The organism is Paenibacillus sp. ACRSA (genome assembly GCF_022346845.1).
Classification (GTDB): domain Bacteria; phylum Bacillota; class Bacilli; order Paenibacillales; family Paenibacillaceae; genus Paenibacillus.
Genome location: NZ_JAKRNP010000002.1, coordinates 929,527 through 949,102, shown reverse-complemented (window position 1 = coordinate 949,102; position 19,576 = coordinate 929,527). Strand labels below are relative to the sequence as shown.

At 43.9% G+C, this 19,576-nt stretch carries 17 protein-coding genes, 1 tRNA gene and 1 pseudogene; 13 read left to right on the top strand and 6 right to left on the bottom strand.

Annotated features, from left to right (window positions below):
• Positions 1–21 precede the first annotated feature (21 nt).
• From MH215_RS09210 to MH215_RS09195, 4 genes are all read left to right on the top strand, one after another.
• Entirely contained in the window at positions 22–768 is a 747-nt protein-coding gene (locus tag MH215_RS09210) for a DeoR/GlpR family DNA-binding transcription regulator (protein ID WP_239289782.1), read from the top strand.
• Position 769: 1 nt separating this feature from the next.
• Positions 770–1,681: a 1-phosphofructokinase gene (pfkB, locus tag MH215_RS09205; protein WP_239289780.1), complete on the top strand. Its 912-nt coding sequence runs from the start codon at positions 770–772 to the stop codon at positions 1,679–1,681.
• A 79-nt stretch (positions 1,682–1,760) separates the two neighbouring features.
• On the top strand, positions 1,761–3,725 hold the full coding sequence (locus MH215_RS09200; RefSeq protein ID WP_239289778.1) for a PTS fructose transporter subunit IIABC: 1,965 nt from the start codon (positions 1,761–1,763) through the stop codon (positions 3,723–3,725).
• Between the two features lie 240 nt (positions 3,726–3,965).
• A complete protein-coding gene (locus MH215_RS09195; protein WP_239289776.1) occupies positions 3,966–4,748 on the top strand; it encodes a class I SAM-dependent methyltransferase in 783 nt (260 codons plus the stop codon).
• Between the two features lie 181 nt (positions 4,749–4,929).
• Here MH215_RS09195 and MH215_RS09190 read toward each other — a convergent pair whose 3' ends face one another.
• Both MH215_RS09190 and MH215_RS09185 read right to left on the bottom strand, forming a co-directional pair.
• Complete coding sequence (locus MH215_RS09190) at positions 4,930–6,069, bottom strand: zinc-dependent alcohol dehydrogenase (RefSeq protein ID WP_056695385.1); 1,140 nt, start codon at positions 6,067–6,069, stop codon at positions 4,930–4,932.
• A 76-nt stretch (positions 6,070–6,145) separates the two neighbouring features.
• A complete protein-coding gene (locus tag MH215_RS09185) occupies positions 6,146–7,309 on the bottom strand; it encodes an oxalate decarboxylase family bicupin (RefSeq protein ID WP_239289774.1) in 1,164 nt (387 codons plus the stop codon).
• Positions 7,310–7,529: 220 nt separating this feature from the next.
• Between MH215_RS09185 and MH215_RS09180 the strand changes: the two genes are divergently transcribed.
• The 5 genes from MH215_RS09180 (at position 7,530) to MH215_RS09160 (ending at position 14,383) form a co-directional block, all read left to right on the top strand.
• Positions 7,530–10,145 (top strand): J domain-containing protein, encoded by a 2,616-nt coding sequence (locus tag MH215_RS09180; RefSeq protein WP_239289772.1) that lies wholly within the window; start codon positions 7,530–7,532, stop codon positions 10,143–10,145.
• The gene (locus MH215_RS09175) at positions 10,129–10,812 is read left to right on the top strand and encodes a DUF1266 domain-containing protein (protein ID WP_239289771.1); all 684 of its coding nucleotides are present in this window, start codon (positions 10,129–10,131) and stop codon (positions 10,810–10,812) included. The genes MH215_RS09180 and MH215_RS09175 overlap by 17 nt, the downstream gene beginning before the upstream one ends.
• Positions 10,813–10,816: 4 nt before the next feature.
• A complete protein-coding gene (locus MH215_RS09170) occupies positions 10,817–11,719 on the top strand; it encodes a LysR family transcriptional regulator (protein ID WP_239289770.1) in 903 nt (300 codons plus the stop codon).
• Between the two features lie 150 nt (positions 11,720–11,869).
• Positions 11,870–12,607, top strand: coding sequence for a spermidine synthase (locus MH215_RS09165; RefSeq protein WP_239289769.1), 738 nt, complete (start codon positions 11,870–11,872; stop codon positions 12,605–12,607).
• Between the two features lie 162 nt (positions 12,608–12,769).
• The gene (locus MH215_RS09160; RefSeq protein ID WP_239289768.1) at positions 12,770–14,383 is read left to right on the top strand and encodes a sensor domain-containing diguanylate cyclase; all 1,614 of its coding nucleotides are present in this window, start codon (positions 12,770–12,772) and stop codon (positions 14,381–14,383) included.
• A 47-nt stretch (positions 14,384–14,430) separates the two neighbouring features.
• Here MH215_RS09160 and MH215_RS09155 read toward each other — a convergent pair whose 3' ends face one another.
• Together MH215_RS09155 and MH215_RS09150 are read right to left on the bottom strand one after the other, a co-directional pair.
• On the bottom strand, positions 14,431–14,793 hold the full coding sequence (locus tag MH215_RS09155; protein ID WP_056695373.1) for a winged helix-turn-helix transcriptional regulator: 363 nt from the start codon (positions 14,791–14,793) through the stop codon (positions 14,431–14,433).
• Positions 14,794–15,071: 278 nt separating this feature from the next.
• Positions 15,072–16,064 carry a Gfo/Idh/MocA family protein gene (locus MH215_RS09150; RefSeq protein WP_239289767.1) on the bottom strand — a complete coding sequence of 331 codons (993 nt, stop codon included), beginning with the start codon at positions 16,062–16,064 and terminating at the stop codon, positions 15,072–15,074.
• 247 nt (positions 16,065–16,311) lie between these two features.
• Here MH215_RS09150 and MH215_RS09145 point away from each other — a divergent pair.
• Positions 16,312–16,396 (top strand) — tRNA-Leu (locus tag MH215_RS09145).
• 77 nt (positions 16,397–16,473) lie between these two features.
• On the opposite strand, the gene MH215_RS09140 is transcribed toward MH215_RS09145, so the two are convergent.
• Positions 16,474–16,659: a hypothetical protein gene (locus MH215_RS09140; RefSeq protein ID WP_239289766.1), complete on the bottom strand. Its 186-nt coding sequence runs from the start codon at positions 16,657–16,659 to the stop codon at positions 16,474–16,476.
• Positions 16,660–16,938: 279 nt separating this feature from the next.
• Positions 16,939–17,535: a helix-turn-helix domain-containing protein gene (locus tag MH215_RS09135; protein ID WP_239289765.1), complete on the bottom strand. Its 597-nt coding sequence runs from the start codon at positions 17,533–17,535 to the stop codon at positions 16,939–16,941.
• A gap of 446 nt (positions 17,536–17,981) precedes the next feature.
• Between MH215_RS09135 and MH215_RS09130 the strand changes: the two are divergent.
• The 3 genes and pseudogenes from MH215_RS09130 to MH215_RS09120 all read left to right on the top strand — a co-directional run.
• Positions 17,982–18,377 (top strand): annotated as a pseudogene (locus MH215_RS09130) (phage holin family protein); the annotation flags it as partial.
• A 266-nt stretch (positions 18,378–18,643) separates the two neighbouring features.
• Positions 18,644–18,931: a Dabb family protein gene (locus tag MH215_RS09125; protein ID WP_056695367.1), complete on the top strand. Its 288-nt coding sequence runs from the start codon at positions 18,644–18,646 to the stop codon at positions 18,929–18,931.
• Between the two features lie 176 nt (positions 18,932–19,107).
• Positions 19,108–19,563: a DUF86 domain-containing protein gene (locus MH215_RS09120; RefSeq protein ID WP_239289764.1), complete on the top strand. Its 456-nt coding sequence runs from the start codon at positions 19,108–19,110 to the stop codon at positions 19,561–19,563.
• Positions 19,564–19,576 lie beyond the last annotated feature (13 nt).

The following is a 19,576-nucleotide window of genomic DNA, read 5'->3' as shown; positions in this document are numbered from 1 at the left end:
GAAGCAGTTGGAGGAATGAAGATGCTGACTGAAGAACGATATGCTGCAATTATAGAGCGCTTACATTTACAGGGAATTGTGAAGTTACAGGAGCTTGTTGATGTGCTTGGAGCCTCTGAATCAACAATCAGACGTGATCTTATCGATTTGGAAAGTCGTCAAATGCTCAAACGAATTCATGGCGGCGCTGCATTGGTCAATGAGAAGTCATTGGAACCTGGTATGGAAGAAAAAACGTTCAAAAACATCCAACAAAAGGTGACGATTGCTCGTTTGGCCGCACAGGAGATCCAAAATGGCGAATGTGTCTATCTCGATGCAGGGACAACAACCCTTGCTATGATTCCGTTTATTGAAGCAAAGGATGTCACCGTTGTGACAAATGGACTATCTCATGTGGAAGCCTTGGTAAGCAAGCGGATTCGAAGCTACCTGCTAGGCGGCATGATGAAAATCCATACAAAAGCTGTGATTGGTAGTATTGCGTTACAGAACATGGATAACTTCCGCTTCGATAAATGTTTCCTTGGAACGAACGGGGTAGATGCCGAAATGGGGTATACAACTCCCGATCCGGAGGAAGCCTTGATTAAAAGGCGTGCACATCAGTTGTCGGGGAAATCTTACGTACTGGCTGACTCCAGCAAAATCGGGGAAATTACTTTTGCCAAATTGTTTGATTTGGAAGAGGCAGATCTGATTACGGAGCAGGTACCAGAACACTGGCGGCACTTAATCGCCCAGAAAACTAAAATAATCGAGGGATAACATGATATATACGTTAACACTTAATCCTTCCATCGATTATATCGTGGAAGTGCATGATCTGAAACTTGGTGGACTGAATCGAATGAACCGGGACTTGAAACTTCCGGGTGGTAAAGGCATTAACGTATCACGCATTCTTAATCAGCTTGGTGCCACGAACACAGCATTTGGATTCCTTGGTGGATTCACAGGACGTTTCATTAATGATCGATTGCAGGAAGAAGCAATCCGTACGGACTTTGTTACCATTGCAGATGATACACGCATCAATATTAAGTTGAAGCATGGTGAAGAGACAGAGATCAACGGACTTGGACCTGCGATTAGCTCTGAAGAGTCAGAACAATTGCTTCAGAAGATGTCAGGACTGCAGCAAGGGGATATCGTAATTCTGTCGGGAAGTGTTCCACCTGCGCTGGGGTCTGATTTTTATGATCGTTTGATCAAGGTATGTAAACAAGCTGGCGCTGAATTCGTCATTGATACGACAGGTAAGGCATTAATGGATGCTCTTGTCCATGAACCGTTGCTTGTGAAGCCGAATCATCATGAACTTGCAGAACTGTTCGGCGTAACGATTGAAACTCGAGAAGAACTCATAACCTATGGTCGCAGACTACTAGAAGCAGGCGCCAAGCATGTACTTATTTCCATGGCCGGCGAAGGAGCATTATTCATTACACAGGAAGAAGTTCATCATGCCAATGTTCCTAAAGGCGTTGTCAGAAACTCGGTAGGTGCTGGAGATTCCATGATTGGCGGATTTGTGGGTACTTACGTTTTGAACGGGGATCTGCTTGAAGCTTTTCGTACAGGTGTTGCATCTGGAAGTGCTACTGCGTTCTCTGATGATCTTGCGACGAGAGAGCTTATCGATGAATTACGCACGCAAGTCAGCATTACTAAACTGTAGTTGAATTATAGAAGGCTTACATTGTATACATGATCGGCCTGCGAATGCAGGTCGACTGAACCTAAGGGAGTGTACCAAAATGAAAATAACAGATCTAATGATCCAAGAAACGATGATCATGGATTTACAAGCTACAACAAAGGATGAAGCAATTGATGAATTGATTGCCAGTCTGAACAAAAGTGGACGAATCAACGATCCTGTTTTGTTCAAAGAGATGATCTATAAACGTGAAGCTGAATCTAGCACCGGAATTGGTGGCGGTATCGCTATGCCACATGCCAAAACATCCGCAGTCAATGAACCAACGGTTGTATTTGCAAAAAGCCGTAAAGGTCTTGACTTTGCTGCTCTTGATGACGAACCTGCTCATGTATTTTTCATGATTGCTGCACCAGAAGGTGCGGGTAATACTCATCTGCGTACACTTGCTGCACTTTCCAGGTTGTTGATTGATAGCGATTTCATCTCGCAGTTGATGAGCACGGATACACCGGCAGAAGTTAGCGCGTTGTTCGATGCTAAGCAAGCTGAAGAGGCGAAGAAAGAGGAAGCTAAGGAGAAAGCAAAAGCAGAGAAGGCGGCTGCAGCGGCAGCTACTGCATCAGCTAACAAAGAGCAAACCTCTGGTGTGATCGTTGGAAATGCTAACTCCGAAGACTTTGTCGTTGCAGTTACGGCGTGTCCAACGGGGATCGCTCACACGTTTATGGCAGAAGACGCACTTAAGAAAAAAGCGCAAGAGATGGGCATTAACATTCGAGTAGAGACGAATGGTTCTGAAGGTGCTCAGAACGTTCTGACAGCTGATGAAATTGCACGTGCCAAAGGCGTTATCGTGGCAGCAGACAAAAATGTAGAGATGGCTCGCTTTGATGGGAAGCCAGTTCTGCAAAGACCTGTAAGTGACGGTATCCGCAAATCCGAAGAACTGATCCGTAAGGCCGTTAACGGCGATGCACCGATCTATCGTAGTCAGGGTGCAGCAGGTAAGAATGACGAAGCCACAGCAGGTAAAATGAGTGTAGGTAGCAAAATCTATAAAGACCTGATGAACGGGATCTCTCACATGCTTCCATTCGTCGTGGGTGGCGGTATCCTGCTGGCAATTTCCTTCCTGATTGAGCAAATTGCAAGCCCGGAAAACCCGCTTGTACAATTGTTGCAAACAATCGGTGGGGGCACAGGTGCATTCCACTTCTTAATCCCTGTTCTAGCTGGTTTTATCGCGATGAGTATCGGTGATCGTCCAGCGTTAATGCCAGGTATGGTCGGTGGTTTGATGGCCGTGAACTCTAATGCTGGTTTCCTTGGCGGACTTGCTGCCGGTTTCCTTGCAGGTTATGTCATCATTGGGCTGCGCAAAGCACTCAAAGGATTGCCAAAAGCTATTGATGGTTTGAAACCAATTCTGTTGTACCCTGTGCTTGGTCTGTTGATCGTTGGTGCAGTGAGTTACTATATCTTTGATCCAATCTTCGGTTCTTTGAACACATGGCTTGTCGATGCACTTGGCAATATTGGTACAGGTAATGCGGTATTGCTTGGCTTGCTGCTCGGTGGCATGATGTCCATTGATATGGGTGGACCATTCAATAAAGCAGCATATACCTTTGCAATTGGTGTCTTCACATCCAGTGGCAACACAGATGGTGCTTGGATGGCTGCTGTTATGGCAGGCGGGATGGTACCGCCACTGGCAATCGCTCTGGCAACAACATTCTTCAAATCTAAGTTTACAGATCAAGAACGTAAATCTGGTTTGACGAACTATGTACTGGGCTTCTCGTTCATTACAGAAGGTGCGATTCCTTTTGCAGCTGCAGATCCGCTTCGTGTACTGACATCCTGTATCCTTGGTTCAGCTGTTGCGGGTGGACTGACACAATTATGGAGTATTAACGTGCCGGCTCCACACGGAGGAATCTTCGTTGCATTTTTGGCAAACCACGCCCTGTTGTTCCTACTTGCAGTAGCGATTGGTGCAGTGATCTCGGGTCTCATTCTGGGATTGTGGAAGTCGAAATTGCCTAAGGTCGTATAATAAATAAAATTCAATCATAAGTTATGAATCAAGATAAGAGCATTTTCTGAGTGACGTTTACTCGGAAGATGCTCTTTTTTTTGATTGTTACTTCATTCAGGGATATGTTATGATTTAATGGCGAATTAATGAAACATAGTTTCGTATAGTGAAACTAACGAAATGATAAAACAAAAGAAAATGCATTAAAGTTTAAATTTCGAGGAAGTTAGATCAAATGGAACGGAGGAGAAAGATTTTATGTCTAATGAGATTAAAGGACAGGTTCAAAAGCAATTTGCTAGTAATGCGTACAAATATGTCACAAGTGCTCGACATGCCAAAGGTGAGGATCTAGCATGGTTGGTTGCATCCTCCGAAGTGAACTCTTCGATGAACGTACTTGATATTGCTACAGGTGGGGGACACGTTGCAAATGCGTTGGCACCGCTTGTGAGCCAAGTGACTGCATTAGATCTAACCGAGGAAATGTTGCAGGTAGCACAGCAATTTATCCACGGGAACGGACACACCAATGTTAATTTTGTAGCAGGCGATGCGGAGCAACTTCCCTTCTCAGACAATACCTTTGATCGCGTAACCTCCCGGATTGCTGCACATCACTTTCCAAACGTTGTTGCTTTCGTTAATGAATCATTACGGGTCTTGAAGCCAGGCGGCAAGTTGCTGCTCATTGATAACGTTGCACCTGAAAGCGATGTGTATGACCTTTTTTATAACGATATTGAGAAATGGCGTGATCCAAGTCATGGTCGTGCTTGGCGTAAATCAGAATGGATCTCGATGCTGGATAAGGCAGGCTTCCGGATCGACGCTATGGTGACCTTTGAGAAGCCTTTCCAGTTTACGGATTGGTGTGAGCGTGCTGCATTGCCAGCACAGGCGATGAGAGAGCTGGAAGTGAGCATGTTACATGCTGAAGATCAGATTCACAAGTACTTTAAGCTTGAGAAGTCAGAGGATGGGAGCCTGTTGAGCTTTGAGGGAGAAAGTGTGTATATTCAGGCTCGTAAACCTCAGTAGTTGTAGAGAGGTCTATTCAACGGCTATACACGGTCACCATAGTTTGAGTGCAGTCATAGGTAGTTGTTTATTTTAATTTCCCCAAACAAATAGGTAGACGTGCCCATCATCTGTGTACGGGGCATCCACCTATTTGGGGATGGAGTTTATACTTAATGATCTACCTTAACGTACATCTGAGTTACGGTTTTAAAATGACTTTGGTGCATTCGTCTTCATGATCATTGAAGATTTTGTAGGCTTCGCTGGCATTTTCTAGCGCAATGCGGTGGGAAATGATTTCCGTTGGATCGAATTCCCCAGCAGTAATTTTGCGGAATAGTTCTGGCATATAGTGAATAACGGGAGCTTGTCCCATTTTAATATTAATGTTTCGTTCGAACAGATTCCCTAGAGGGAACATGTTGTAGGAGGAACCGTAGACGCCGGTAAGATGAAGTGTACCGAATTTCCGCACGGCCTTCATGCCAATCTCAATGGCTCCGAGGGAACCGCCATGAAGTTTAAGCTTTTGGCCAATTTCCTCAAGTGTTGATTTTTTGCCGTCCATACCCACACAGTCAATGACAACGTCAGTGCCTCCCTGAGTGATTTCACGGATGTACTCGCCCATATCATCATACTCTTCGAAATTGTACACTTCTGCATCATTCATGCGTTTGGCCTTGTCCAGTCGGTAGGGAAGACGATCCACAGCGATCACTCGCTTAGCACCCTTCATCCAAGCGAATTTCTGTGTCATGAGCCCGATGGGGCCACTTCCTAGCACAGTAACGGTATCCCCAGGTTTGACGCCAGCGTTCTCTACACTCCAGTATGCCGTGGGGAGCACATCGGATAAGAACAGTAGTGCCTCATCCTCCAGTTCACACGATTCAGGAATGACAAATGGCATGAAATTCCCATAAGGTACACGCAGAAGTTCTGCCTGCCCTCCGGGATAGTTCCCATAACGATCGGTAAAACCGAGATAACCACCGGTATGAATTTCCGGATTCCCATTGGAATTATCGCATTGACTCTCCATGTCGTGGTTGCAATAGAAACACTCTCCGCAGGAGACGTTAAAAGGCAAGACGACGCGATCTCCTTTTTTTACCTTCGTTACTTCGGGACCAACCTCTTCCACAATCCCCATCGGTTCATGGCCAATAACGTAATCTTTCTGAGCAGGAAGGGCTCCCTGATAGATATGAAGATCAGACCCACATATGGCGGTGGAGGTAATGCGAACGATAATGTCATCCTTTTGTTCCAAACGTGGATCTTCAACCTGCTTCACCTGAATATCCTTAATACCTTGAAACGTAACAGCTCTCATTGCAAAATTCCTCCTTAAAGTTGATTTCTCTCTTCTTTACCCAATAATTTCTAATCTAAAAAATAATATCGATCGTTTAGACGACAGGCCATTTCTGTTTACGTAAAGCATTGAGCAATTCAGTAGAAGCGTTCAGATTATCCCGAACCAGCTCCCGTGGGGTTAATGCCATCCATTGATTAAGTGAAATATCTTCGAAACGATCGCTTCTGAAAATCTCCAAAAACCATAGTGTGTCCTTACCCGTATTCTGGATATAATGCCCCATGGCTACAGGAACATACCCTACATCCCCAGCCCGATAGTCAAATGTACGCGCAATACCATTGCCTCCAAAAACAGTCATTCGCCCTTGCCCAGTCAAATAATATTGCCATTCATCTGCATTGGGGTGCCAATGAAGTTCACGCATGCCTCCAGGCTTAATCTCAACCAGTGCGGCTGCTACCGTTGTGGAGATGGGGAAGTTGCTCGAATCTACAATCCGCACACTTCCTCCAGGAGTGATGACCGGTGTCTGAGCTAACAAACGATGCTTGAAGGACAGAGGAACGGTTCCGTAGGGTGACTGTACTTCCTGACTTGCGAGAGAACCGGGAACCTGATCTTGAAAAATATACACCTGCTCTACCGGCATGCCTTCAAATGCGGCTTCAGATACACCGAAATTCAGAGACAATACGTCCTTCGGTGTGTGTGCAAACCAATCGGAAATGGATAGTGTGTTGAGATCTGAGAAGGCTCCATCATCAAATACGAGTAAAAATTCACAGCCTTCGTCTAGTCCTTGAATGGAATGAGGTACACCCTTGGGGAAAAACCATAGATCCCCTGGACCAACATCAGCAATAAAGTTGCGACCGTTCTGATCAACGGATGTAATTCGTGCGGTACCTAGAATCATATAAGCCCATTCCGATTGTTGATGCCAGTGAAGCTCCCTTACGCCTCCAGGGGTGAGGCTCATATTAACGCCTGCAAGTGTCGTTGCAATAGGAAGATCCCGAACCGTGATCTCGCGTGACCATCCGCCATGATTCAATTGCATATGTGTATCAGAGAAAGACATTCTCAGATTGGGTAACAATCCGTTATCTGTGGATGGAGGTACGAGCATATCCGGATTTTGCAGATCTCTCATCACATCACGGGGCCCACGATCCGGTCCGCCTGCACCATCCTTGCGTATCGGCTGGGGTACAATGAATGGTTTACCATGCTTTTGTGTTCCTTTGCTCATAATCTACAATACCTCCTTGGAGTGTGCGCATGGAGACGAACCCTATGAAGCTCATATTCATCTACTCGCGATGTCTTTCTTACACCTATGAAGAAGAGCTCGTCGATTATGTTCATTCCGAATATGATATATTAAGGAAGGATTATAGCGAGTTTAGCGCTAGTATGTAGAAAGCAAACTATGGATTGATAAGAATTCTAGAATAGAAGGGAACAACATCATGGACTACTGGGGCATACTCGGCATTGAACCTACCGAAGATTTGAGCGCAATTAGGAAGGCGTACACGTCACAATTGAAACATAATCATCCCGAAGACAATCCAGAAGGCTTTAAGAAGCTTCGAGCAGCCTATGAGCAAGCTAGAAAGATGGCATCAACGGGCATGATTGCTTCAACCACAGATACTCAATTAGAGAATGACCGTACAGATTATGCAGATCACATCACAGAAGTTGGAGCAGATCCATCACAAGATATACATATTGAAGACCTGCCAATAGGCACTCTGAAGCAGGAAGATCCAGTCGTAGAAGCTGTGAAGCATTTCATAGATAGAATGATTAAGCTTTACGATGATTTTGATTCTCGTATTCGATATGACCTATGGTTGCAGCTTGTGGAAGACGAACGATTTTGGAGTATACAGGTTCGGGAGATTTTGCATACGGAATTGTTAATGGTTCTGAGTGAACGTAACTGGCTGCCAATCTCGGTATGGAGGTTGCTGGATGAGACATTTGAATGGACAGACAATGAATTTCAGCTAAACGAGCGATTCTCTTCATCGTTCCTTAGTCATGTTCATTACCAGTGTCATAGCCCCTACGATCTGCAGCTTGAACACTTGCAACAGGCTGTTGCAGAGGGGCTGCCGATAGATGAATATTTATATCTCCGTGAATATGCAAGGCGGGCACTTATCCACCAAGACTTGAATATTGCGCATGAGATGCTGGGCAGAGCATACGAGCTGTACGAACAAGATCCGGTATTGTTACGTTTAATTGGAAGATATTCGATCAACGTGGAGGACTGGGAGACCGCACTCCATATGTATTCAAGACTGGCCGTTATATCTCCCGATGACCCTCAAATTCTGCGTCACTTGGCAGACATGTTACTGAAGACTGGGCACACGGAAGAAGCATTATCTATAAACATGCAATTATCGGAAGCTGCGGAGCCGGTGATCTACAGTCCAGCACTATCGTCTGCAGCACAATGTCTGGCTCTATTGGGACGCAATCGTGAGGTTATCGATTTATATCAAGCAGCGTTAGAACGCTTCCCAGCGGATCTTGAACTACGTACTCGACTATGGCAAGTTCGAAATGAATATGAGCTAGTACGCATTGCAAGTTTGGAAGCTGAGCTTCAAGATACTCGATTCCCTGTAACGGAGCAGATTGAGGAGCTGATCGAGCTTTATCTTTTAAGGAAACGATCAGACAAGGTGTTGTCCATGTTTGAAGGATTTGATCCCAAGGTGCAGTTAAGCAGTAACGCTTGGTTTTCGGCTGCCCAGATCGCATATGAAGTGGATCTCAATCTTGCTCTAACCTACCTCAATCAGGCTATAGAAATTGCCAATACGCAAGCTGTTGTCTATACAGAAGCTTTGTATTTACGCACAAAAGTCAATTATGATCTCGACCATTATGAGCATATGATACCAGATGGTTTAATTCTGAAAGAATATATGCCAGAAGTGCCGGAAGTCTATTATTATCTTGGTGAAGCCTATCGAATGTTAGACCAGAATGAACAGTCTGTAGATCATTATTTGCAGGTAAGATCATTGAACGGTCATACAAGATACAATTATGGATTGGCGTTCAGTTACTATAGTTTAGAACAATATGAAGAGGCTGCAACATGCTTTGAGACGTATATGCAAGAAGGTAATGAAAGTGCTAGTCTCTATTACTATTTAGGCATCTCGTATATGAATATTGACAGATTAGAAGAAGCTATTGCGTGTTTCCAAGCATGTTTGAAGATGGAGGATATGCCATCTGCATTGTATTACCTGTTCAAAACCTATCAAAGACAGAGCCAAATTGACCTTACATTGTCCACGATCGAACTCTATTTGAATTCAGGTGATTCATCATATAAAGAAGAGGCTCTTGGTTTGGCAGCAGATTTATATTTTGCTCGAAAAAACTGGAGCGTTGCTCATGATTTCTACTTGGCTCTTCATCATGAATTATTGGATGCCTCCATGTTACCTAAAATGATTGCCATCTGTCTGCTTGCAGAACGCAAATTTGAGCAAGCAGCAGTATGGATTCGAAAGATCCAAAATAAAGAGCCTCAGAATCCATGGGCACTTCTGCAGATGGTTCGTATCTTGGCGGAACAGAAACGGTGGGAAGAGCTAGACACTGCAATCGTGCATTATTATAAAACGGTAGAACCTACTAAGATTGACGGTTACAGCTATTTTTATGGTGGATTACACTTATATGAAGCGCGGAAATACGATGTCGCTCGCAAAATGCTCACTCGTGCATACGAATTTGGTTTACGAGGGGATACCTGTAGTTTGCTGAGCCTAACCTATATGCATCTTGGACAAGGAGAGCAAGCACTTGCTTATGCAAGAGAGGCTGTGGCAGATCGACCGCATCATGCCGATTATATTGCACGTCTTCAGGATATCGAAGAACGTCTGAGTCAGCGTGGAGCCTGGTTCAATAAGTTGAAGTTTAATCTATTCCAGGGGGGATTGAAACAAACGGAACCTCTGCAATTCCCGGATCTTTTGAATGATGAAGAGCTTAGACCGTATTATAACGTGGAGGTATTCAACGATGCATTCTTTGCTTGATGCAAGACAACAGTGGACATTGGCAGCAGGAGCCATCTTACTTGAGGCGAATGGTTTGGATTTCAACTCAGGGTATGATCTTGATTTATTGGAAGGGAAACGGGAAGGTGTAATAGAGATGTTCGAAAGAGGCTGGAATATTCAAGATCATGAATCGTTCCGCCGGCAAATGGAAAGTTTTCGTGAAGGAAGTGGACATCATGATAAATTTGATCAACGTAGGGCACTATTGTCTGTCATGACTCATCAAGAGCAGGAGAACTATATTCTTAGTTTGGAAGACGAGAAGGAAAGAATTCAATTTCAAATTATTCAGTTTTATGACAGTCGTCTGAGTGCAGCAACGATAAATGCTTGGGATTGGGGAAGGGCAATATCGATCACTCGAATGGCGATGCAGATTGGTTATGTCGATGATGAGACAGCATGGGCGTTTATGTATGAGATGGCGCAACGAATTCAACAGGAGTATTCAAGCTGGACAGACTTCGCGATTGCTTACCTTATAGGACGTCAGTATGGCTATGAAGAGTTGGATGAAGGCGAGGCGTTGGAGCACTTCTCGCTTATCGAACCTTTGCTGGAACGAACAGACAGTCCTTGGAATTTGGTGCGTTGGGAAGAGGAGAGTATTGCTCTACCAGTTGATTTAGAAAGAAAGGGGTGAAACGTTGACACTACAACAATTAAAATATGTAATTGAGGTTGCCACACGTGGTTCCATGAATGAAGCGGCCAAACGTTTGTTTATTTCCCAGCCGAGTCTGTCGAATGCGATCCGTGACTTGGAACAGGAACTGCGAATTACGATCTTTGAACGAACTAATAAGGGCATCTCTCTATCTAAAGAAGGCGTGGAATTTCTAAGTTATGCGCGCCAAGTCGTGGAGCAGGCGGAACTGCTGGAGAATCGTTACCTTAATGCGAAGCCCTCACCGCAGCATTTTTCAGTATCTACTCAGCACTATGCATTCGCAGTGAACGCATTTGTTCATCTGGTTCAGCAATATGGTCAGGAGGAGTATGAACTAGCGTTACGGGAAACGAAAACGTATGAGATCATTCAGGATGTCAAAAGTCTTCGCAGTGAAATTGGCATTCTCTATTTGAATGAGTTCAATGCGAAGGTGATTAATAAACTGTTGAAGGATGCAGGTCTCGTATTTACGAGCCTGTTTACTGCGAAGCCGCATATCTTCATCAGTGTGCAGAATCCGCTTGCGAAGCAGGCTTCCGTTGCGATTGAACAGCTTCAGGATTATCCTTATCTGTCATTCGACCAAGGTGAGTACAATTCGTTTCATTTTTCTGAAGAAATTCTAAGCACGTTATCTCATCCAAAGAGCATACAAGTCAATGACCGTGCGACGTTGTTCAATCTGTTGATTGGCTTGAATGGGTATACGATCTCAACGGGTGTGCTTAGTGCGGACTTAAACGGCAATGAGATTATTCCAGTTCCGTTAGAATGCGAAGAAACGATCAATGTAGGTTGGATTAGTCACAAAAGCACATCCTTGTCTAATCTAGGCGTTGCATATGTACAAGCCTTACACGAAGCCATTGGATCATAAATATACAGGCGAAGGTTTATGTATACGTTAAAACACCGTTTCGGGAGGCTTATCCGAGCGGTGTTTTTTTAGTTTTGTTCACTAGATTAGTGCCATATAGGGATTTGATCTATAATAAGTATTTTATAGATGATGGAAGGGTGGATATGGGTGAGAGTTTTGTATCGCAATAAAAGTGAACAGCATGAGCTGAAGGTCTATGACACGAAGCGTTTATATGGAGAGCAAGGACATTTTCGCGTGTTGGAGTTTTCTAATGAAGCTGTTCAGGGGGCAATGGATCTGAGCCGCCCTGAACGAATCGTATTGGAATATCCGAGAGCCATGGTACATCTGATGGAACGGAATGCGTCTAACTATGAATCTGTGTATATCATTGGACATGGGATTGGTACGTTACCTACATATTTGTCTGAGAAGCAGGTAAAGGTAGCAGAGCTTGATGAAGAAGTGTTAGAAATCAGTCGGACATTCTTTAATTATGCGGGAAACGATGTAAGTGTAGGTGATGGACGTGATTTATTGCAGCAGGAACCTTCTGGAGCATATGATTATATCGTTGTTGATGCTTTTACAGCTGAGGGAACTCCCAAACAGCTCATTTCAATCCCTTTTTTTAAGATTGTGAAGGAGAAGTTGAGAACAAATGGTATGGTCATGCTGAATGTATTTGGCCGGGCAGGCAATGATCAGCTTGTGAATGCAATCCATACGACGTTATGTGAGTTATTTGTCTATACGCGTTCATTTGCATTGCCTGTGGAGACGGACGACGAGCAGCAGAACAGAATTCTTGTAGCTAGTGATCAGCCGATTGCCTTTCAGACCAGACATATGGCGGGATTTGTTGAACAGGAGCTAGGGGAAGGATATGTGATTCAGGATTAGATCTGATCTGCGTAATCCATTCAATGAATGAATTGGGTTCATTAAATCGTCACTCAATCGCAAGTTATTGTAAATTCTTCACAAACTTTTTATTTCTTCTTAACATCATTCGTATAGAATGGTAGACATATGTCTTTTCAAGAAAAACCGGGGGAAGTAATAATGACCGCACAGAACAAAACAGCAACATTTAAAAGCAAAATAAGAAACGTGAAGAAAATTAGTCTTACCGTCTTATTGGGCGGTCTTGTTACCATCGCTGTTTTAATGACTTTGACCATCATCTTTATATCTTTTTATACATCTCAGAAGCAGTCATTAATCGATAATACACTGACTAGCAATTATTCAAGTGCTACGCAGATGAGTCAGACGCTCGATTCATTGTTTCAATCCATGCAGAGCAGCTTGGATTATGCAGCGCATTCGTTCTCGGATATAGACTACACAGACACTGCTAAAATTGGGGGAGCACTTGATCTAATTCGGGGTAGCAGCAACTACTTTAACTCTTTGACGCTTGTGGATGAAACGGGACTTGTTAGAGGAGTCTCGCCCATGGGAGGCAGACTGGGTCTTCATATCAGCTCTACGGCAGCTAAGAATGCACTCCACTCCAGAACGCCTTATATATCGGAGCCTTATGTTACGCCAATTAGTCAGCGCAGAATTTTATTTTTGAGTCAACCGATTTTTGGTTCGAATCAAACCTTTGAGGGGTATGTCAGTGGGAGTATTTATTTGCAAGAGGGTAATATTCTAAGTCATTCTTTTGGAAGTCAGTTGAAATCCAGTAACGGTTCCTATTTCTTTATCGTAGACGCGAAAGGTACACTGTTATTTCACCCTGACACGGAGCGAATTGGTGAGAATATCAGCAACAATACGGTCGTACATAAATTGTTAGATAATCAACAAGGGAAAGAAAGATACAAGAATCTGTCGGGTCTTGATTCACTTGCAGGTTATACTAAAGTTCCAACTACCGGCTGGGGTGTCGTGGTAGTTTCACCAACCAAGATTGTGTTCGACCAGCTTAGCCATCATATTCGCATGTTGCTGATCTATACATCAGTCCCTTTTGTGATTTTGACTCTAATAGTCATTCGTGTTGCTCGTAAACTAGCCAGTCCTTTCGTCATTCTAGCGGGTTTGGTTAACCGGGTGGATCAAGGCGAGGTAGACTTACCTGTGATGAAGCCACACTGGAATCGCGAGGCTGACCTTCTTACACAAGCCGTACTCGGTGCGCTTGCGAGCTTTCGCAAGCAGACGGATCAGCTAACGTATGATGCTAGAACGGATGTGCTAACAGGCATGACAAATCGCAGAACGTTTGAAGAAGTCATACAGCATTGGATCGATGAGGAGATTCCATTTTCTCTTATCGTTATCGATATAGATCGATTCAAGTCAATTAACGATACGTATGGACATCATACAGGAGACATCGTATTGAAACATATTGCTGAACTGATTCGACAGGCCGTACGACCTCAGGATGTATGTTCCCGCTTTGGAGGAGAAGAGTTCGTCGTGCTGCTGCGTCAGACCAAATCAAGTACTGCCTACCAAGTGGCCGAATATATTCGTTCTAGTGTAGAGAATAGTGCAATGCCTATCGATCGAACTGTTACAATATCGGCAGGAATAGCGGAATATCCTATTCATTCAGCGGCAGCGATGGAGTTATTTCATTTAGCAGATACCGCTCTGTATCAAGCCAAAGAAGAAGGGCGAAATCGGACAATCACCATTCAATCGGTAGAAAAATAAAACACAAAAAAAGAAGCTGCTTCGTGTGAACGGAGCAGCTTCTTTCCTTATTCTGCTTGCTGTGATTTGGCGATAACTTCGTTCGTGTATTGTTCTCCCCAGTCTCGCATGCTGTAAATAATCGGCCTTAACGTTTCACCAAAAGGGGTTAACGAGTATTCCACTTTAGGTGGAACCTGAGGATACACCTCTCGGTGTACGATACCGCTATTTTCGAGCTCTCTTAACTGCAAAGTGAGCATCCGCTGTGTGATATCGGGGAATAACTTACGTAACTCATTGAATCGCAAAGAACCTGAGAACAGGTGATATAAAATAGCGCCTTTCCACTTTCCCCCAATGACACTAAGTGTGACTTCTACGGAACAACCGTATGGCTTGGGACAAAGGTTAGCGGAATTCTGTTTCATGGATTGCACCTCCAATATAAGGGTGACTATGCAGTACCTATATTGATACTACAACCTTATATAGACTGTATACTTCTAATGACAGCATATCATGGTTAAGGTACATTATAAACCTTGCAATGATATACATGAGAATGATATGTATCCTAGTAAGACCTCGGAAAAACGAAAAAAACCCCGAAATTCGCAATGCGAAACATCAAGGTTTAAAGATATATAATTTCTGAATAGGTGTGGGTATGCCCAACAGATTGTACTTAATGAATAGCGTATAAGCGTCATATCAGTGCCGAAAGGATTGCGTCACATAATGCCATGGTTTTAATATTATCTTGACCACTAGAATGTGGCAAAGAATGATCGCGGCAACATTCCGTAAAGTGTACCATCTCCCCGACGAATCCTCTTAGGTAAAGGTCTCGGTGAGTGCCAGACATAGGTGAAGCGGAAGGTGTGTACACAATATCCTGCTCCGCTAGAGATTTCCAAGGTAGATTATCAAAGGTCTGAGAGGAATGAATCGTAAGTTTAGTTACCTCATCTACTGACGCAAATCCGTTGTCGAAAGTCACTAATACATGTTCACTCTCACGTGACCAAGCACTCATCCCTGTAAAATATGCGCTGCCTATGATGCCTTGCTCAAACACGAAGGAAATACTCTGATTGATGTGCTCGTCATCCCTAACTGTCGTACCCGTAACCTTCACCATGTCACCGAAGAGGAAGCGCATCAGATCCACCATATGAATGGCGGCGAGCTTGATGAACTGTTCTTCATCTTTGCAGAAGGGAGTGCTATCGACAGCGAACCTCACCTGAAATGACCGGACTTTCCCCAGTGTCCCGCCATCGATCAACTCTTTTAATTTCAGATAGACGGGAGCATAACGTTTCATAAACCCAACCATGAGCACCACTCCAGCTTGCTCGGCTGCGTCAGATACCATCTTGGCTTCTGCTGCATTCCATCCCAGTGGTTTGTCCACATAGACGTTTTTGCCTGCGCGGATACACTCCATCGTCAGAGTAACTTGATCCTGGGGTTGTGCCACGACAACGACCCCGTCACAGTCCTCATGCTCAAGCATAAGGTGTACATTGTCATAAGCCTGTCCTCTGCTGCCGAAGCGAAGAAGAGCGGCTTGGGAGCGCTCCAAACTACGGGTAGCAATACCTTGGATAATGGCTCCAGCTTCAATAGCGGAAGGATAGATATTGGTAGATGCATGAAATCCTGCACCGATAAAACAAAGCTTTATTGGATTCAATGTGACTCGCTCCTTCGTTGTGATTACCAACGTCCACATCATTGACGGAACGGATTGGATGATACAAGCTAATTCTGTCCTAACGATAGGAGATTCTATGACATTTAAAAAGGACATATGTCCCATCTACTAGACAAATGAAAACGTATTGCATTCTTCTCCCATAACATGTATACTCTACATTACGGCACAACAATTCGTTGTTGGTCTAAATGCTTTTCATTTATAGTGAAAAGTTACATATTATGCGGTCGTGGCGGAATTGGCAGACGCGCACGGTTCAGGTCCGTGTGGGCTAACCCCCCGTGGAGGTTCGAGTCCTCTCGACCGCATCTACGTTCATAGAAAGACCCGTTCATTGCGATAAAGCAAAGGACGGGTCTTTTTATATTACGCCTGTATTTAGGCTTCAACGATTCATACGGAGCCCATACTTGGCGATGAATAATCCAGTAAAGGCTCCGATCATTCCGAAGACTGCGACACTACCCATGACACCATAGCTTTGGAGACGAAAGAGAAATGCGACCCCACTTCCAAATGTCGTTCCTGCTAGAAATCCGAGAGAAATGCCGATATTCTTATCTAATTTCATATGATCACCTGTCTTTGAGTGTTGTAGTAAATGGAGTGAACCAACACAACTAGCGCGAACTGAAGTTGGATTATTTTTGTTCAGGTTAGTACATTCTGGTGGTGTTCTGGCTTAATTGTATTGTGTGGATTTTCCAGTGAGAATATACAATAGATCTATCAAGATCAGGAAGTGGAAAGAACGCTTATAATTCCGGTAGAGAACTTATACCATTTTGTCATGTTAAAAAGGCTCTGTATTCCTTAAGGAATAACAGAGCCTTTTGGTTGCTCGCTAATTTTAGTTATTGTGACGATCTTTCAAGATGACATCTGCGAACAAAATGGTCTTCGGAATGCGGAAAAATTTCTCCGCTTGTTCTTGAAACGCAGCAGAAGGCAGCGTTCCCTGATGCAGCCATTTGCGGAAGGTGCCGGGGTGAACCCCGATCCAGTGGCTGACATCTGTCACCGACAAATCATGGACCATGCACAAGCCTGTCAAGATACGGTTACTTACCGGAGAACGGGTCACCGTACGCTTCATGAAACGGGAAGGCTCGGGTTGACAAATAACTGGACTCTGACGCACAACCTCTTCATTGAAAAGAATGTGTCGTGGATATCCAAGTAATTGACAAGCCTTGTCCAAATTGGTACTGCCGGGTATCCGCCCTTCATACACCCACGCGCTTACACTGCGTGAAGAGATGGACAAGTCTTCAGCGAGCTGGGACAACTTAATATCATTGGCCATCAGCACGGCTAGAAGAACACGGTTGCGAATTTGACAGCGTGTCGGTTTACGGAACCGTTTGACACGGACGCCTTTTCCCAAATATTTACGGTTGATCAGAGACCACGCCTGGATGGAATGTTGTTCTGGTTGATTAGGCATATTTCCTCCGATTTTTTTAACCAAATACTACAATAAGAGTTGGGGTACTTTCAAGTGCCTGTTGAACTGAATCGAATTATATGAGCTGTGGAGTCGGTCAGGAAGGAGGAGTTATGAACTAGTGGGTGTGCAAATTGCATCCTAGTATATTCCTAGATTACAATGATTCACTAAATTTACGAGGAGAAATAGAGCGTATTGAATAATAAAGTGATTCTTAAGAACTATTTATAGGACTAATTGACTTTTTACTGAATTTTGTTGATGCAATGCGGTTTATTTACCTTATTTCCCCAAGATTATTGGATTTTCGAGAATGGCTTGTTTCAGCAATGTGCACAAATCTGAAATGTGAAATCCGCAAGTTTAACTAGGTAGTTGGCTTGTCAAAATCTCTTATTCTTACATATCTTGTAGGATGACTAAGGGGGAGAGAGGTGGGAAACGTGTATCCAGCCGTAAATACACTTGCTGCAATTTCAGGGGCGTTCGTGACGTTTGCTTTTGGAGGATGGGATCAATTGCTTAGTCTGCTTGCCATTGCTATGGCTGTCGATTATGTAACGGGGATTGCAGCCGCCGTAAGGACAGGAACAGGGTTAAACAGCAATATTGGGTTCTGGGGACTTGCGCGCAAGGGCTTGATGCTGACCGTTATTCTGCTGGCACATCGGATCGATTTATTAATGGGGACGGATATTATCAAAGGCGGGGCGATATATTTTTATCTGGTAAATGAATTGATATCGATTACTGAAAACTATGCCAAGATCGGTCTTCCATTGCCGAACAAGCTTAGACAGGCCATTGCTGTGCTTAAGAAACAGGAAGAGTTGTCCGATAAGGAGTGGGCGAAGCCGACTAATACAGAACATCAGAAGCCCAAATCCGAGCAAGAGAAGCAGGAGAAATCTGTGGACAGCGTCAGTGAGCCAGAAGAAGAACAACCCACAAAGTAGCCTTTTTAGATTGTGTATTTCTTTATTTTGCTTGTTCGTCTAGAGAACGTTTTCAAGTATCCTTTCGTAATAGATAACGTTATGATATATTTTGAATACATGAAAAAACATTCATTCCACTATTAATTCACAAACGAGGTGTTTGTTCGATGATTAAACATATTGTCCTGTTCAAAATGAAAGATCGTTCACCAGAACGCATTGAAGAAGCTGCCAATGTGCTTCGCAACTTGCAGGGTAAAATTGATGTTCTTGTATCGCTGGATGTAGGTATAGATGTGCTTCGCTCAGACAGATCCTTTGACATTTCTCTGACAGCCGAGTTTGCATCTCTTGATGATCTGCAAGCTTATCAGGTACATCCGCTTCATCAAGAAGTAATTAAGTACATGAACGAAGTTAGAGAACAATCGATCGCCGTTGACTACGAATTCTAATTTGCGTATCTCATTAAGAAGCGACTAAAGGAGAGCGGGTATGAGCGATTTAAGAGACGTTATGGAATTTTTATATATTTTTATCGTGTTCCTGATCGCTTGTCCTGTGATGATATTTTGGTTGAAACGAAGAGGCAAACGGAACCGATAATTCACTGAACAGGAAGTGAAATGTATTGTACTACGTAAATAAAGAGCAGATTGCCCATAGGCTTGCTGCGGTACCGGAGGTAGCCGAGGGGCTACGCCTTTCAACACAAGCCTGGGATGGCGGTCTTATGATGGGGCTGGTGCAGGAGCGATGTCTGCATCTGGCGATTGAGATCGTCACGGACGTCGGAAGCTATCTCATCGATGGTTTTATTATGAGGGATGCAAGCAGCTATGACGATATTATCGAGATTAATCATGAAGAGAAGGTATTTGACGCTTCGATATACGAAGTGCTGCGTCAGCTTGTTACTTTGCGGAAGCCACTCGTACAAGATTATTTCAGTTGGAATCGAGGAGAACTGCATCCACTGAGTTCAGACCTACCCGAAATACTTGAACGCTTTGCAGACCAAGTGAGCGCTTATGTAGATCGAGAACTCGCTCCTTTTACGAATCAGGAAGATCGAGGGACAGAGTAAGGAATGAGGGGAA

Coding starts and splice junctions, on each gene's coding strand:
- MH215_RS09210 (WP_239289782.1), top strand. CDS start 22: ATGCTGACTGAAGAACGATATGCTGCAATTATAGAGCGCTTACATTTA.
- pfkB (WP_239289780.1), top strand. CDS start 770: ATGATATATACGTTAACACTTAATCCTTCCATCGATTATATCGTGGAA.
- MH215_RS09200 (WP_239289778.1), top strand. CDS start 1,761: ATGAAAATAACAGATCTAATGATCCAAGAAACGATGATCATGGATTTA.
- MH215_RS09195 (WP_239289776.1), top strand. CDS start 3,966: ATGTCTAATGAGATTAAAGGACAGGTTCAAAAGCAATTTGCTAGTAAT.
- MH215_RS09190 (WP_056695385.1), bottom strand. CDS start 6,069: ATGAGAGCTGTTACGTTTCAAGGTATTAAGGATATTCAGGTGAAGCAG.
- MH215_RS09185 (WP_239289774.1), bottom strand. CDS start 7,309: ATGAGCAAAGGAACACAAAAGCATGGTAAACCATTCATTGTACCCCAG.
- MH215_RS09180 (WP_239289772.1), top strand. CDS start 7,530: ATGGACTACTGGGGCATACTCGGCATTGAACCTACCGAAGATTTGAGC.
- MH215_RS09175 (WP_239289771.1), top strand. CDS start 10,129: ATGCATTCTTTGCTTGATGCAAGACAACAGTGGACATTGGCAGCAGGA.
- MH215_RS09160 (WP_239289768.1), top strand. CDS start 12,770: ATGACCGCACAGAACAAAACAGCAACATTTAAAAGCAAAATAAGAAAC.
- MH215_RS09155 (WP_056695373.1), bottom strand. CDS start 14,793: ATGAAACAGAATTCCGCTAACCTTTGTCCCAAGCCATACGGTTGTTCC.
- MH215_RS09140 (WP_239289766.1), bottom strand. CDS start 16,659: ATGAAATTAGATAAGAATATCGGCATTTCTCTCGGATTTCTAGCAGGA.
- MH215_RS09135 (WP_239289765.1), bottom strand. CDS start 17,535: ATGCCTAATCAACCAGAACAACATTCCATCCAGGCGTGGTCTCTGATC.
- MH215_RS09125 (WP_056695367.1), top strand. CDS start 18,644: ATGATTAAACATATTGTCCTGTTCAAAATGAAAGATCGTTCACCAGAA.